This window comes from Roseateles flavus, assembly GCF_039872765.1.
Taxonomy (GTDB): Bacteria; Pseudomonadota; Gammaproteobacteria; order Burkholderiales; family Burkholderiaceae_C; genus Roseateles_B; species Roseateles_B flavus.
The window spans coordinates 55,083-68,465 of sequence record NZ_JBDPZC010000014.1; the positions used below are offsets into that span (position 1 = coordinate 55,083).

Below are 13,383 nucleotides of genomic sequence, written 5' to 3' on the forward strand. Positions count from 1 at the left end.
TCACGAGCCAGGCCTATGATCGGCGCATGCAAAGCCATGTGAACGCCAACGGCCTGCGCATCGCCGTCGACGACCAGGGGCCCCGCGGGGCCCCTGCGCTCTTGATGATCATGGGACTGGGGATGCAGCTGATCGCCTGGCCCCAGGGCCTTGTCGAGGCCCTCACGGCGCGCGACCTGCGCGTGGTCCGCTTCGACAACCGCGACATCGGCCTCAGCCAGCACCTGGACCACCTGGGCCTGCCGCATGTCGGCTGGGCGTCCTTCAAGCACCTGCTGCACCTGCCCGTGCGCAGCCCCTACAGCCTCGCCGACATGGCCCGCGACGCCCTGGGCGTGCTGGACGCCCTGGACCTGCCCCGTGCCCATGTCTGGGGCGCCTCCATGGGCGGCATGATCGCCCAGCACCTGGTGGACCAGGCGCCGCAGCGCGTGCAAAGCCTGACCCTCATGATGACCACGGCCGGCGCCCGCCACCTGCCGGGTCCCACCTGGCCGGTGCGCCAGGCCCTGCTGGCCCGCCCGCCCCGGCGCGACGAGGCCACGCTGCAGGCGCATTTCGCGGCCCTGTACCGCCTGATCGGCAGCCCGGCCTACCCGCCGGCCGCCGGCTGGCTGGAGGCGCGCGTGCTCGAGGCCCTGCGCCGCAGCGACCATCCCCAGGGCATGCTGCGCCAGCTGATGGCCGTGGTGGCCGACGAGGACCGCACGCCTCTCGTGACCCGCGTCCAGGCGCCGGCCCTGGTGATCCACGGCGAGGCGGACCCCCTGGTGCCCGTGGCCGCCGGCCGCCACCTGGCCCGCCACCTGCGCCACGTCGAGACCGATTTCATCCCCGGCATGGGCCACGACCTGCCCGAGGCCCTGTGGCCGCGCTTCGCGGACCGGGTCGCCGCGCTGGTCCACGGCGCCGGCGCGGCATGAGTGTCGAAGCCGTCGGGCTGCGGGCCGCCTGGCTGGCCACCTGCGCGGAGCTGTCGATCAGGCAAGACCTGACCCTCTTCGAGGACTTGCTGGCGGCCTGGAACCAGCCCTGGCGTCACTACCACGCCGGCCAGCACCTGCACGAGTGTCTGGCTGCCCTGGCGCAATGGCGTCAGCTCGCCCGCGAGCCCGGGCTGCTGGCCCTGGCCCTGTGGTTCCACGACGCCGTCTACGAGCCACGGGCGCCTGACAACGAGGCGCGCAGCGCCGACTGGGCCCGCGCCGCCCTGCCCGCCCTGGGCCTGCCGGTGCCGGCCTGCGAGCGCGTGGCGCGGCTGGTGCTGGCCACGCGGGACCATGTGGCCCGTGACGCCGACATGGGCCTGCTGCTGGACCTGGACCTCGCCATCCTGGCCGCGCCCGCCGCGCGCTTTGCGCAATACGAAAGCCAGATCCGCGCCGAGTACGCCTTCGTGCCCGAGCCTGACTTCCGGGCGGGCCGGCGCCGCATCCTGCAGGGCTTCTTGGCGCGCGAGCGGCTCTTCGTTACCGAGGCCCTGCACGCGGCCTGGGACGCGGCGGCCCGCGCCAATCTGCACCAGGCCTGCGAGGCGTTGGCCCAGTCCTAGAGCTGGGCTGCCACCACCCGCCCGCCGCGCAGCTGCACCCGCGCCTCGCCGAAGCGCGCCAGGTCCTCGGGGTCGTGGGTGATCATCAGCAGGGGGATCTGCACGCGGGCCAGCAGGCGCTCCAGCTCCTCGCGCAGGCGTTCGCGCAGCTCGGGGTCGAGCGCCGCGAAGGGCTCGTCCAGCAGCAGGGCGCGGGGCTCGGTGATCAGGGCGCGGGCCAGGGCCGTGCGCTGGCGCTGACCACCGGAGAGCTGGTGCGGTAGCTGCGAAGCCACGCCGTCCAGCTCCATCAGGGCCAGCCAGTGGGCCAGCTTCTCGTTCATCATGCTGCGCGGCGGATTGCGCCAGCCGCGCTGCAAGCCGAAGGCCACGTTCTGGCGCACGTTCAGCTGCGGGAAGAGCGCGTAGTCCTGGAACAGATAGCCCAGGCGCCGCTCGCGGCTGGGGCGGTCCAGGCGGGTGGCGCTGTCGAACAGCGGCTCGCCGGCCACGCAGATCCTGCCCTCGTCAGGCTTCAGCAGGCCGGCCACGGCCTGCAGGGTGAGGCTCTTGCCGGCGCCCGAGGGGCCGTGGATCACCAGGCAGCGCGCCGAAGTGCTCAGGTCGAGCTCCAGGGCAAAACCTGACCCCGCCACGCCGGGCGCGGGCGGCAGCTGCTTGCGCAGGCGGATCTCGAAGCTCATGCCCGCTCCCGGCTCGGCGGCGCCAGGCGGCTGGCGGCCACCAGCACGGCCACGCAGCTCAGCGAGGTGATCCAGACCAGCAGCTGCGCCGTGTCATCCTGCCCGGCCTGCACGGCCTCGTAGATGGCGATGGAGAGGGTCTGCGTCTGCCCCGGGATGCTGCCGGCCACCATCAGCGTGGCGCCGAACTCGCCCAGGGCGCGGGCAAAGGCCAGCAGCAGGCCGGCCAGGATGCCGCGCCAGGCCAGGGGCAGGCTCACGCGGCAGAACACCGCCCACTCGCTGAGGCCCAGCACGCGCCCGGCCTGCTCCAGCTGCGGGTCGACCTGCTCGAAGGCGCTGCGCGCGGCCTTGAGCACCAGCGGAAAGGCCACCAGGGCCGCGGCAAGGGTGGCGCCCTGCCAGGTGAAGATCAGGCGTATGCCGAAGGTCTCGAACAGCCAGGCGCCCAGCCAGCCCTTGCGGCCCACCAGCACCAGCAGGTAGTAGCCCAGCACCGTGGGCGGCAGGACCAGGGGCAGGGTCAGGGCAGCGTCCAGCAGCTCGCGCCCGGGAAAGCGCCAGCGTGCCAGGGCGTAGCCCAGGGCCGTGCCCAGCAGCAGGTCCAGGCCGCTGGCCCACAGCGCCACCTTCAGCGACAGGCCCAGCGCGATCAGGGCGTCAGGCATGCGCGGGCGGCAGCGGGCCGTTCGGAAGGGCGGTCATGGGGCAGGGAGTTCCGGCAGGGCGGGAGGCGTGGGGACGGTACGCAATATACCTTCCTGCATAACGAACGCCACCGTGGCGGATCAGGCCAGCAGCTTCAGCAGGCGCTGGATGTCCGGCTTGCAGGCCGCCTGGGCCTGGGCCTCGATGCCGCGGTAGAGGTCCAGCAGCTGCCGGCCGCTGGGGCTCAGCTCGCTGCCACCGCCCTGCGACCCACCGGCCGCGCTGATCACCGCGGGCTCCTTCAGCGAGCGGTTCAGCTCGTCGATCAGGGCCCAGGCGCGCCGGTAGGACATGCCCAGGGCCTTGGCCGCGGCGGTGATGGAGCGGGTCTCGTCCAGGGCCTCCAGCAGGGCGATCTTGCCAGGTCCGATGGCGATGGTGTCGTCCACCGTCACCCGCATGCGCAGGCGCAGCTGGGGTTTGGCGCTCATGTCAGGGCTTGCCGGCGAGCTTGTGCAGCGTGAGCACGGCTTCGTAGTCCGCCGGATTGGGAGGCTTGCGGGTGTTGGGGCGGGGCTCCAGGCTCTTGAGCTGCAGGCTGTAGCCGCCAGCCTTGGCCGGCTCGGCGGCGGGCCAGGTCAGGGTCAGGACTTGCCCGGCGCCCTCGCTGGGCTGCACCCAGAACAGGGCCTGCGCCGTGCCGGCAGTGATGCACTGCACATTGACCGGGCAGCGCTGGTCGCGGTAGCCGATGAACTGGACCTGCAGGCTGCCCGCGGCATCGCCGCCAGCGGCCTGGAACTTGAGGCGCAGGGTCTCCTCGGCCGGCGCGGCCAGCGCGGAGGCGGCGGCCAGGGAGAGGGCGGCCAGGGCGGCCAGACGTGAAGGCAGGGCAGTCATCCGGGCATCCTTTCAACGGACATGGGCGCATTCTGGCACCGTGGCGCGCGGCCGCCTGCGGGCAGACCCGCCCCCAGGCTAAGCTGCAAGGTCCGCGACTCTTGAACCCCAGGACGCCTCATGGATCCCAGTGCCCGGTCCGCCCAGGTCTTCGACCAGCTGGCGGATCTGTACCAGAGCAAGTACATGGACCTCGATCTCTACGACGAGAGCTATGCCCTGCTGGCCGCCCCGCTGCCGCCGCACGCGTGCGTGCTCGATGCCGCCTGCGGCCCCGGGACCGTGGCGCGCCGCCTGCTGGCCTGGCGGCCGGACCTGCAGCTGCTGGGCGTGGACCTGGCCCCCCGCATGGTCGAGCTGGCCCGTGCCGCCGTGCCGGCCGCGCGCTTCGAGGTGGGCGACTGCCGCCAGCTGCCGGGCGAGGACGGCCGCTGGGACGCCATCGTCTGCGCCTTCGGCCTGCCCTATCTGGACCCGACGGGCGCGCAGGCCTTCGTCGCCCGGGCCGCCCGCCTGCTGGCGCCGGGCGGCCTGCTCTACCTCAGCACCCAGGGCGGCCGCCCCGAGGATTCCGGCCCGCAGCGCAGCAGCCGCGGTGACGTGGTGCACGTGTTCTTCCATGCGATGGAGGGGCCGGGCAGCGTGGGCGCCTGGCTCGCCGAGGCCGGCCTGGTGCTGCAGTCGCAGGCGCCGCTGCCCTGCCCGGCGAATGCGTCGGTGCAGACGGCGGACTGGTACTGCATCGCCCGCAAGCCATGAGCTTCCATGTCTACATCGCCCATGCCGGCTTCAAGGACAGCCCGGTGGACCGTGAGCAGTGGCTGGCCGCGGCCCGTGGCCGGCCGGAGCTGGTGGCCCTGGGCAAGCCGGAGGCGGCCTGCTTTGCGCTGGCCTCCGACAGCGCCCAGCGCCTCTCGCTCGACCCGCACGGCCTCGTTCACACGCAGAACCCCTCGCGAGAGCTGGTCGTGGTGATGTTCGAGCTGGCCGAGGTGCTCGGGGCGGGGGTGTACAGCGAGAAGCTCAAGCGCTACAGCTCCCCGCAGGATTGGGAAGCGCGGACGCGCAGCCATCGGGCGCAGCACCAGCGCCATCGGGCCCAGCTGCAGCGCGTGCGTCGCAGGACGCAGCTCCTGTGGGCCGCCATGGCCCTCGGTGTCGTGGTCGTGTGCTGGCTTCTGCCGGGCTAGGGCCCCGGCGCGCCGCGGGCGGCGGCCGGGGCCGTGTCGCCGCCTCAGCAGGCGCGGCGACGCAGGGGCCTCAAGGCCAGTAGACGGTCACGTCCGCGATGGCCGCACCGCTGTTGTCAACGCCGCCGACGAGGAACACCGCGCCGGTGTAGGCCAGCGTGGCCACGCCCCAGGCGCGCTCCTTGCGCAGCGTCGCCACGGTCCGGAAGGTGCCGCGGACGGGGTCGTAGCGCTCGATGGAGGGGATGATGGTGTCCGCGCTGAGGCCGCCCAGCACCAGGGCGCCGCCGTCGTACAGGGCCGTGGCGGCCTCGTAGTCACGAGCCTTCAGGGGGCCGGGAAGCGGCTTGAAGGTCTTGGTGACGGGATCGAAGAGATCAGCGCCCTGGTTGCTGAGGACCAGCACACGGCGGGAGCTCAGCTTGAGGGCCTGCGGCGTCTCGTTCTTGAAGTTCAGCGGGGACTCCAGCTGCGTGAAGGTGTTCGCCACCGGGTCGTACAGCTCGGCCGAGGTGGGGGCGCGGGCGGTCTGCCAATCGGTGCCGCCGACGATCAGGACCTGGCCGGAGTCCAGCAGCGTGGCGGCGTGATTCGTGCGCGGCGCGACCAGGCGCTGCGGTGTGAGGCTCTCGAACTTGCCGGTGGCGGGGTCGAAGACCTCGGCGGAGAAGGAGACCGTGCCCTGCCGCAGGCCCTGCCCGCCGGTGATCAGCACCTTGCCGTTCTTCAGCAGCGTGGCCGTGTGGCTGGAGCGCTCCAGCGTCATGGGCGTGGCTGCCAGCTGGAAGGTCTTGGTGCGGGGATCGAAGAGTTCGGCCGAGTTCAGCGCCAGCACGCGGCCGTCGCCCAGGTCGCCACCGGTCACCAGCACGCGGCCATCGGCCAGCAGCGTGGCCGTGTGGCCCTGCCGTGCCTGGACCATGCTGCTCAGCTGCTCGACCCGGCCGGTGACGGGGTCGATCAGCTCGGCGGCCACGGTCGCGAGGCTGCCGCTCTTGCCGCCCAGCACCAGCAGGCGGCCATCATTCAGCTGGGTCACGGTATGACCCTGGCTGCGGGCGATGTTCAGCCGGATGGGGGCGGCGATGCCCACGGCACTGCCGTCGACCCCGGCCTGTGCCGCCGGCGTGGCGGCCACGGCCGCGCCCGATCCCATCAGGGCGCCGGCCAGCAGGCTCAGCACGAATCCCAGTCGCACAACTTTTGATTGATTCTTCATGACTCAAGGGCGGTGAAGCCCGTTCCTTCGTGATTGCTAAAGATCCCTTGTGGGGAGTTGCTTGGGCACGCGCCTTGATGCCGGCGTGCGCCGCTGCGCACTCTAGGGGTGCTGCAATAACAAATTAGTGAAGCTTGCTGCGATGGAATCGCCATCCGCACGCCTTCTTCGACAGATGAGGGCGTGAAGGCGGGGCGGCTGCTGGATGACGCAGGGAGGGCAGTGCTGGACGTCATGCGCGGCCTGCAGGTGCCTGCGTCTTGTGAACAGGCGGACTTCGCCGGAAGTGCGGCGATAGGCGAGGCCGGCGCTTCGCGTGCCGAGGGTTGCTCGGAGCGCCGGTGATCGTCGATCACGGCGCCGGGTGGCTACGGCGCGCTGCGCATCCTCGATGGACGCACGGGCATGCAGCCGCGGATCCGGGCCGGGTGCCTTGCGGGGCTGGGGGCTGCGCAGCCTGCAGTCCCGCAGAGGCGCCGGCAATCGTCAGGGGATGGCAGCAGTGATCGCCAGCACCCACATGCAGGAACATACCGCCCATAGGTAGGCTCGCACGGCCTTCCATGGCAGTACCGTGGCATCTACTTCGCCAGCCAGATGCGTCAGGTAGATCCAGCGCACGCCGCGGAACCATGCAATGGTGAATCCGAACGCAAATGCCAGAAGGATCCAGGAACGGATGTGTTCTCGATCTCCTCCGCGAAGCAGCGAAAAATCGTGGCTGTGATAGATGGCAGTCCCGCCGACGAGACCCAGAATGGTTGTCCCCCAAGCGAGGAGCTTGGTGACGTTGTCCCGCCAGTACTTTCCGATCTCGTCCATGCAGCCTCCAGCCATTCAAGTCGATGTCAGGCGTTTGCACCCACGTGCCCGAAGGTGAAGTCGCGGCCGGTGCATGCGCTTGTCTCGGGAGCTGGAGATTCTGAGCAGTGCCGACGCTATCGGCAAGGGTGAATGCTCGCCTTTCAGGTGGATCCAGGCTGGCTGCCATGCCGGACGCAGGCAAGCCCAGAGTTCAGAGGCCAACGACTTCCGACCACCGCACGCCGTTCTGCCTCATGACCTTCGACAGGCTTGCCAATTCCACCCTACTGTATTACTGTATTGATACACACCACATTCACCCATGAACCCCCTGCACCTCTTCCACATCCAGACGGGCTCCACCGAACCCATCTACCGCCAGCTGCTGGAGCAGCTGCGGCGCCTGGTGGCAAGCGCCCAGCTGTCGGCGGGGCAGGAGCTGCCCTCGGTGCGTGAGCTGGCGGCGCATCTGGCGGTCAACCCGATGACCGTCTCCAAGGCCTACGGGCTGATGGAGGCGGAAGGTCTGGTGGAGCGCCAGCGCGGCCTGCCCATGCGGGTGGCGGCTCAGCACGGGCGGCGCCAGCCGCTGGGGGCGCGTGTCGAGCTGTTGCGTCCCACGCTGGAGAAGGCCGCCAGCGAAGCCCGCCAGCTGGAGCTCAAGCCCGCCCAGGCGCTGCAGCTGTTCCAGACCATTCTTGACGAGGGAGACTCCGCATGAACACCCAGACCCTGAACGCCCCCGGCCTGCAGATGGCCACGCCGCTGTCCAGCCAGTCCGTCGCCCTGTCGCCCGCCCTGGACCTGCGCGGCCTGAGCCTGCGCTACGGCACGCAGACCGTGCTGGACGGCATCGACTGGCAGCTGATGCCCGGCCAGGTGGTGGGCCTGCTGGGCCGCAACGGCGCCGGCAAGACCAGCCTGCTGGAATGCCTGCTGGGCCTGCGCGACCCGCAGCAGGGCGAGGCGCGGCTCTTCGGCTGCGATGTGCGCGCCCTGGACGACGCCACCCGCGCCCGCATCGGCTATGTGCCCCAGCAGTCCGACCTTTTCGAGCAGTTCACCCCCGCCCAGCTGCTGGCCTACTTCCGCAGCTTCTACCCGCGCTGGGACGAAGCGCTGGTGGACGGGCTGATGTCGCGCTGGGAGCTGCCACGGGACAAGCCCATCGCCAAGCTCTCCGGCGGTCAGCAGCAGCGCCTGTCCATCGTTCGCGCCCTGGCCCATGGGCCGGACCTGCTGGTGCTGGACGAGCCCGTGGCTGCACTCGATCCCCTGGGCCGCCGCGACTTCCTGCGCGAGCTGGTGGAGCAGGTGCTGGACCGCGGCACCACGGTGGTCTTCTCCACCCACATCCTGTCCGACCTGGAACGGGTGGCCTTCAATGTGGCCTTCATGGCCCGCGGCCGCCTGGCCCTGCAGGCGCCGCTGGACGGGCTGATGGACCAGTGCCGGATCGCCCAGGGCACGCCCCAGGCCCTGCAGGCCGCCGCGTGCGGCGCCACGGTGCTGTCGCGCCGCACGCTGGGCGAGGGTCAGGAGCGCTGGCTGCTGCAATGGCCCGAGGGTCAGGTCTTGCCTGACGCCGCGGCCGGCCTGCAGGGCGTGCAGCTGGAAGACCTGTTCGAGGAGCTCACCGCATGAACGGACTTCTTGCCCCCACGAGCTTGCTGCTGTCCGCCCCCTGGCGCTGGCGCCTGAACCAGATGCCGCTGCGCCTGCTGTGGGGCGGCGTGCTGGGCCTGGCCGCCCTGCTGGGCCTGCTGGCCTGGACCAAGGGCGTCACCGCCGCCGTCTTCGCCGCCGGCCTGGCGGCCGCCGTGCTCTTCGTCATCGCCTGGATGCTGACGCTGTCCGGCCTGCGCCGCCAGAACCATCCGCACCTCGCCCGCCTGGTGCCGGTGCATGTGGCGCGCCTGCGCCTGGCCGTCCTGCTGCTGTGGGGCGCGCCCGTCGTGGTGGCCGGTGCCCTGGCCGCCTGGCTGCAGGCCAATGTCTGGATGGCCGTGCTGGTCACGGCCCTTTTCCTGAGCCTGCTGACCGCCCTGGTGCGCTGGCCCATGGGCTTCGTGCTGATCTGCTTCGCGCCGCCGGTCCTGGTGCCGCTGCTGCAGGGGAGCGCCCTCGGGCAGGGCCTGGTGCAGGCCTGGCTGGCCGTCTGGCAGTCTAACCCTGCCTGGGTGTGCCTGCCGCTGCTCGCCGGCCTCGCCCTGTTCCAGATGGACCTGATGGGCCAGGGCGACGCGGCCCATGCCCGGCGCTACGAGCAGATGCAGCGCCTGCTGGCCTCCATGCAGGACGGTGGCGCAGGCTACAACCCGCGCCACCAGGGCCGCTGGGGCCTGCGCGTGCTGTGGCTGTTCTCGACGCTGAACCGCTGGTACCTGGCGCGGCTGGTCCGCCGCCCCGAGCCCACGCTGCGCCACGCCCTGGCGCGCCTGGAGCTGCCCCTGTACGGCAGCGCGCACTGGACCATCGTCGTGGGCAGCATGATGGTCGTGCTGCCGGTGATTGCGCTGGGCGGGGGCCTGATGTGGCTGCTGCTGCCTGACATGACACCGCCGGAGATGCACGTGCGCGACATCGCCTGGACCTGGCCCCTGATGGCCCTCGGCCAGCTCTTCATGGGGATGATGATGGGCACGATGTTCAGCCTGGGCACCGCCCTGCAGCGCTCCCGGCGCGAGCAGGCGCTGCTGGTGCTGCTGCCGGGTCTGCCGGGGCAGGGCCAGTTGCGCGCCCGCCTGCTCGGCCGCCAGGTCTGGCTGATGCTGGGCCTGGCAGTGCCGGGGCTCCTGCTGCTCGGCCAGGCGGCCCTGCCGCCGCCCGGCGCCTTCCTGCAGGGCCTGGGCGTCGGTGCCCTGCTGGCCAGCCTGCTGCTGCTGCGCCGCTGGGACACCCGGACCTCGCCCGGCAGCACCGGCCTGCTGATCGTGGCCGTGCTCGGCGCCCTGGCCTGGCATGGCCTGCTGCCGGAGCACTGGGGCGTGGCACAGCGCTGCGGCCTGAGCGGCCTGGTGCTGGTGCTGGTCGCGGGGGCCTGGTTCCTGGGCCTGCGGCGCCTGCGCGACGAGGCCCTGCCGGCCCTGCCCTGGGGCCGTAACGCCTCCCGCCCGCTGGCCTGAGACCCGCGCGTGCCGTCCTGATGCCATCCTGACGCGGGGCCTGCTACCGTAGCGCCCCATGACCCTGCCGCCCCTGCTCCAGCGCTGTCTGCCACCCGCCCTCATCTGGGCGGCGTGCTGGGGCCTGATGCTGCGGGTGGACGCGCATGTGGAGCTGGCCAACCTGGTGCTGCTGCTGGTGCTGGCGGCCACGCTGAGCACGCTGTGGCTGCCCCTGCTGGCCTCCATGGTCCTGAGCCTGCTGGCGGTGCTGGCCTTCAACTGGCGCTTCGTCAGCCCTGAGCGCAGCATGGAGCTTCAGGGCTGGAGCCACCTATGGTTGCTGGCGACCATGCTGGCGCTGTCCTGGCTGGTGGCCGTGCTGCTGAGCCGGCTGCGGCGCGAGGCGGACGCCGCGCGCCGCCATGCCGAGCAGGCCGACCAGCTGCGCGCCCTGGGCCAGGCGCTGCGGGACAGCCAGTCCCCCGTCGAGGCCGCTGCGCTGCTGCAGGGGCAGCTCGACGCCCTGCTGCCCACGCCCGCGCCCCTGCTGCTGGGCGCCGGACCCTTGCCGCGAGAGAACCGCCTGACCGAGGGCCAGCTGCTGATCGGCGATCCTGACGCGGACCAGCTGGCCGGCCTCTGGGCCTGCTGGCGCCAGGGCGTGCCCTTCGGCCCCGGTACCGGGCGCCACCAGGAGCTGAGGGCCTGGTACCTGCCCCTGCGCGGCCGCCTGGCCAGCCATGGCGCGGCCCTGCTGATCCTGCCGGACGCCCTGCATCCCGACCCCGAGCTGCGCGCCCATGCCCAGTCCCTGTGCGACCAGATGGGCCTGGCCCTGGAGCGCCAGGCGGCCGAGCAGGCCGCCCGCCGCGCCCATGACGAGGCCGAGGGCCAGGCCACCCGCAATGCCCTGCTGGCGGCCATCTCCCATGACTACCGCACGCCCCTGGCCACCATCATGGGCGCGGCCAGCTCACTGCTGGATCAAGGTGAGCGTCAGACCCCGGCCCAGCGCCAGAAGCTGCTGGCCACCGTGCTGGACGAGACCCGCCAGCTCTCCCGCATGACCGACAACACCCTGCAGCTGGCCCGCCTGGAGAGCGCCGGCCTGCAGCTGCGCATGGACTGGGAGGCGCCGGAAGAGGTGGTGGGCGCGGCCCTGCGCCGCGTGCGCCAGCGCCAGGCCCAGGCGGCGCAGCGCGTGCGTCTGCGCGTGGCCAGCGCCCTGCCCCTGCTGCAGTGCGACGCCGTGCTGCTGGCCCAGCTGCTGGACAACCTGCTGGACAACGCCCTGCGCTATGCGCCGGAGGGGCCCATCGAGCTGCTGGTGCGCCACGAGGCCGGCGAGCTGCTGATGGCCGTGCGCGACCGCGGCCCCGGCGTGCCGCCGGCCGCGCGGGCGCGCATCTTCGAGCCCTTCCAGCGGGTGGAGGAACTGGACCGCGAACGGCCGGACGCCGCAGGCAGCCGCCGCGGCGCCGGCGTGGGCCTGGCGGCCTGTCGGGCCATCGCCGCAGCCCATGGCGGCAGCTTGCGCCTGCGGGCCCGCAGCCATGGCGGCTCGAGCTTTGAATGCCGGCTGCCCGTGCAGGCGCCGCCGGCACTGGACACACCGATGGAGGACACGCCATGAGCCTGCGCGTGATGCTGGTCGAGGACGATCGCGAGTTGCGCCGCACCCTGCGCGACGCCCTGGCCCTGGAGGGCTACGAGGTGCAGACCGCCGCCAGCCTGGCCGAGGGCCATGCCCTGCTGAGCCATGCCGAGGCCCCAGACCTCGTGCTGCTGGACCTGGGCCTGCCCGACGGCGAAGGGGAGGAGCTGCTGCAGCGCCTGCGCCGCGAGCGCGGCACGCCGCTGCTGGTGATCTCGGCCCGCGAGCAGGACGGGGCCAAGGTCCGCCTGCTGGATGCCGGCGCGGACGACTACCTGGTCAAGCCCTTCTCCATCAGCGAGCTGCTGGCCCGCATGCGCGTGGCCCTGCGCCACCGCGGCGTGCACACCCGCGCGGCCGTCACCCGCTACGAGCAGGGCCGCCTGTGTGTGGACCTGGAGGCGCACCGCGTGAGCCTGGACGGCGAGGTCCTGCACCTCACGCCCACCGAGTTCAAGCTGCTGGCGCGCCTGGTGCGCAGCGCGGGACAGGTCGTCACGCACCGGGCGCTGCTGGCCGATGTGTGGGGCCCCGAGTTCACCGAGCACACCCACTACCTGCGCCTCTACATGGGCCAGCTGCGCGCCAAGCTGGAGGCCGAGCCGGCCGATCCCCGCCTGCTGCTGACCGAGCCCGGGGTGGGCTACCGCCTGGCCGATGCGCGCTGAGGCAGCGGACCGCCGGCCCCCTATGCGTTCCTGATGACGGGGAGCCGATGCTGCGCTCCAGGGCCCGCACAAAGGCCTGGAGGACGACGGCATGGCTCAGGGAGGCGCGGCGGGCGTGCAGTGCAGCAGGGGTGGCGAAAGCCGGCGGCAGCCGGGCCGGGGCGCGGGCGCCCTCAGGTGTCTGCTGCCGGCCCTGCTGCTGCCCTGCGCGGGCCTGGGCTTGCTGGCCAGCGCGCTGCCGCTGCTGCCCCCGGCACCCTGCTGGGGGCTGTGCCTGCTGCTCCTGCTGCGCCGCTGAACGGCCCGGTCGCGGGCCTGGCGGGGCGACGGCTGGGGGTCAGGTCTTGCCACCCAGCAGGGCGGGCTTGAGGCTGGTGTCCACGGGCTTCTCGCCCAGCCAGATCTTCAGCACGGCGTTGTAGAAGCCGATGTCGGGCAGGGTCTCGCCCACAGTCTTGCCGTTGACGGCCATCACCATGCCGGTGCCGGGCACCCAGTCGGCCGTCAGGGTGTCGCCCTTCTTCATCGAGCCCACGTTGACGAAGACCTCGCCAAAGGCGCCCAGCTGGTTGACGAACTTGGAGCGCTCCGCCTTGTCGGTGTTGGCGGTGATGCCGGCCATGAAGGCCTGGCCGAAGTCCTCGCCGGTGACCTCGCGCAGCATGGTGATGGAGAAGCGCCGCGGCCCCTGCGATTCAAAGACACCGGCCGGCGTGGTCTGCTTCTCCGTGAGATAGAGGCCCATCACGTAGACCTTGACGATCACCCGCGTGCGGATGCCGGCGCCATTGAGCTTCAGCTCCTTGCCGGCAACCTTGGCCGTGGGTTCGACGTTGACGCCGGCGACCTCCACCGCCTGTGCCGTCCAGGGCAGGGCCGCGGCCAGCAGGCCGGCGGCGACGAGGGTGCGGCGGGAGAGACGAGAGGGACAAAGACTCATGGGCGCTCCTTGGTTCGA

General features: G+C 72.0%; 17 protein-coding genes. 10 read left to right on the plus strand and 7 right to left on the minus strand.

What is annotated here, in order from left to right:
- The first annotated feature begins 26 nt into the window (after window positions 1-26).
- Together ABDJ40_RS22045 and ABDJ40_RS22050 are read left to right on the plus strand one after the other, a co-directional pair.
- Entirely contained in the window at window positions 27-923 is an 897-nt protein-coding gene (locus ABDJ40_RS22045; protein WP_347612924.1) for an alpha/beta fold hydrolase, read from the plus strand.
- Window positions 920-1,552: an HD domain-containing protein gene (locus ABDJ40_RS22050; protein ID WP_347612926.1), complete on the plus strand. Its 633-nt coding sequence runs from the start codon at window positions 920-922 to the stop codon at window positions 1,550-1,552. The genes ABDJ40_RS22045 and ABDJ40_RS22050 overlap by 4 nt, the downstream gene beginning before the upstream one ends.
- On the opposite strand, the gene ABDJ40_RS22055 is transcribed toward ABDJ40_RS22050, so the two are convergent.
- The 4 genes from ABDJ40_RS22055 to ABDJ40_RS22070 all read right to left on the minus strand — a co-directional run bounded on the left by ABDJ40_RS22055 (window position 1,549) and on the right by ABDJ40_RS22070 (window position 3,783).
- A complete protein-coding gene (locus ABDJ40_RS22055; RefSeq protein ID WP_347612927.1) occupies window positions 1,549-2,235 on the minus strand; it encodes an ATP-binding cassette domain-containing protein in 687 nt (228 codons plus the stop codon). The two genes, ABDJ40_RS22050 and ABDJ40_RS22055, sit on opposite strands and share 4 nt — an antisense overlap.
- The gene (gene modB / locus ABDJ40_RS22060) at window positions 2,232-2,903 is read right to left on the minus strand and encodes a molybdate ABC transporter permease subunit (protein ID WP_347612928.1); all 672 of its coding nucleotides are present in this window, start codon (window positions 2,901-2,903) and stop codon (window positions 2,232-2,234) included. Before modB ends, ABDJ40_RS22055 begins: the two co-directional genes overlap by 4 nt.
- A gap of 120 nt (window positions 2,904-3,023) precedes the next feature.
- Window positions 3,024-3,374, minus strand: coding sequence for a winged helix-turn-helix domain-containing protein (locus ABDJ40_RS22065; protein ID WP_347612930.1), 351 nt, complete (start codon window positions 3,372-3,374; stop codon window positions 3,024-3,026).
- A 1-nt stretch (window position 3,375) separates the two neighbouring features.
- Window positions 3,376-3,783 (minus strand): hypothetical protein, encoded by a 408-nt coding sequence (locus ABDJ40_RS22070; RefSeq protein ID WP_347612933.1) that lies wholly within the window; start codon window positions 3,781-3,783, stop codon window positions 3,376-3,378.
- A 120-nt stretch (window positions 3,784-3,903) separates the two neighbouring features.
- On the opposite strand from ABDJ40_RS22070, the gene ABDJ40_RS22075 reads away from it, so the two are divergent.
- Together ABDJ40_RS22075 and ABDJ40_RS22080 are read left to right on the plus strand one after the other, a co-directional pair.
- Window positions 3,904-4,542, plus strand: a complete 639-nt coding sequence (locus tag ABDJ40_RS22075) for a class I SAM-dependent DNA methyltransferase (RefSeq protein ID WP_347612935.1) — start codon at window positions 3,904-3,906, stop codon at window positions 4,540-4,542.
- Complete coding sequence (locus ABDJ40_RS22080) at window positions 4,539-4,973, plus strand: hypothetical protein (protein WP_347612937.1); 435 nt, start codon at window positions 4,539-4,541, stop codon at window positions 4,971-4,973. The genes ABDJ40_RS22075 and ABDJ40_RS22080 overlap by 4 nt, the downstream gene beginning before the upstream one ends.
- Window positions 4,974-5,043: 70 nt before the next feature.
- On the opposite strand, the gene ABDJ40_RS22085 is transcribed toward ABDJ40_RS22080, so the two are convergent.
- Window positions 5,044-6,192: a Kelch repeat-containing protein gene (locus ABDJ40_RS22085; RefSeq protein WP_347612939.1), complete on the minus strand. Its 1,149-nt coding sequence runs from the start codon at window positions 6,190-6,192 to the stop codon at window positions 5,044-5,046.
- 486 nt (window positions 6,193-6,678) lie between these two features.
- Window positions 6,679-7,014 (minus strand): hypothetical protein, encoded by a 336-nt coding sequence (locus tag ABDJ40_RS22090; RefSeq protein WP_347612940.1) that lies wholly within the window; start codon window positions 7,012-7,014, stop codon window positions 6,679-6,681.
- A gap of 304 nt (window positions 7,015-7,318) precedes the next feature.
- Between ABDJ40_RS22090 and ABDJ40_RS22095 the strand changes: the two genes are divergently transcribed.
- The 6 genes from ABDJ40_RS22095 (at window position 7,319) to ABDJ40_RS22120 (ending at window position 12,723) form a co-directional block, all read left to right on the plus strand.
- Window positions 7,319-7,717, plus strand: a complete 399-nt coding sequence (locus ABDJ40_RS22095; RefSeq protein ID WP_347612941.1) for a GntR family transcriptional regulator — start codon at window positions 7,319-7,321, stop codon at window positions 7,715-7,717.
- Window positions 7,714-8,640, plus strand: coding sequence for an ABC transporter ATP-binding protein (locus ABDJ40_RS22100; RefSeq protein ID WP_347612944.1), 927 nt, complete (start codon window positions 7,714-7,716; stop codon window positions 8,638-8,640). Before ABDJ40_RS22095 ends, ABDJ40_RS22100 begins: the two co-directional genes overlap by 4 nt.
- A complete protein-coding gene (locus ABDJ40_RS22105; protein WP_347612946.1) occupies window positions 8,637-10,121 on the plus strand; it encodes a hypothetical protein in 1,485 nt (494 codons plus the stop codon). Before ABDJ40_RS22100 ends, ABDJ40_RS22105 begins: the two co-directional genes overlap by 4 nt.
- Before the next feature lie 58 nt (window positions 10,122-10,179).
- Window positions 10,180-11,736 (plus strand): sensor histidine kinase, encoded by a 1,557-nt coding sequence (locus tag ABDJ40_RS22110; protein WP_347612948.1) that lies wholly within the window; start codon window positions 10,180-10,182, stop codon window positions 11,734-11,736.
- On the plus strand, window positions 11,733-12,425 hold the full coding sequence (locus tag ABDJ40_RS22115; protein ID WP_269630743.1) for a response regulator: 693 nt from the start codon (window positions 11,733-11,735) through the stop codon (window positions 12,423-12,425). The genes ABDJ40_RS22110 and ABDJ40_RS22115 overlap by 4 nt, the downstream gene beginning before the upstream one ends.
- Before the next feature lie 91 nt (window positions 12,426-12,516).
- Window positions 12,517-12,723, plus strand: a complete 207-nt coding sequence (locus tag ABDJ40_RS22120; RefSeq protein WP_347612951.1) for a hypothetical protein — start codon at window positions 12,517-12,519, stop codon at window positions 12,721-12,723.
- A 39-nt stretch (window positions 12,724-12,762) separates the two neighbouring features.
- On the opposite strand, the gene ABDJ40_RS22125 is transcribed toward ABDJ40_RS22120, so the two are convergent.
- Window positions 12,763-13,365, minus strand: coding sequence for a chalcone isomerase family protein (locus ABDJ40_RS22125; RefSeq protein ID WP_347612953.1), 603 nt, complete (start codon window positions 13,363-13,365; stop codon window positions 12,763-12,765).
- Window positions 13,366-13,383 lie beyond the last annotated feature (18 nt).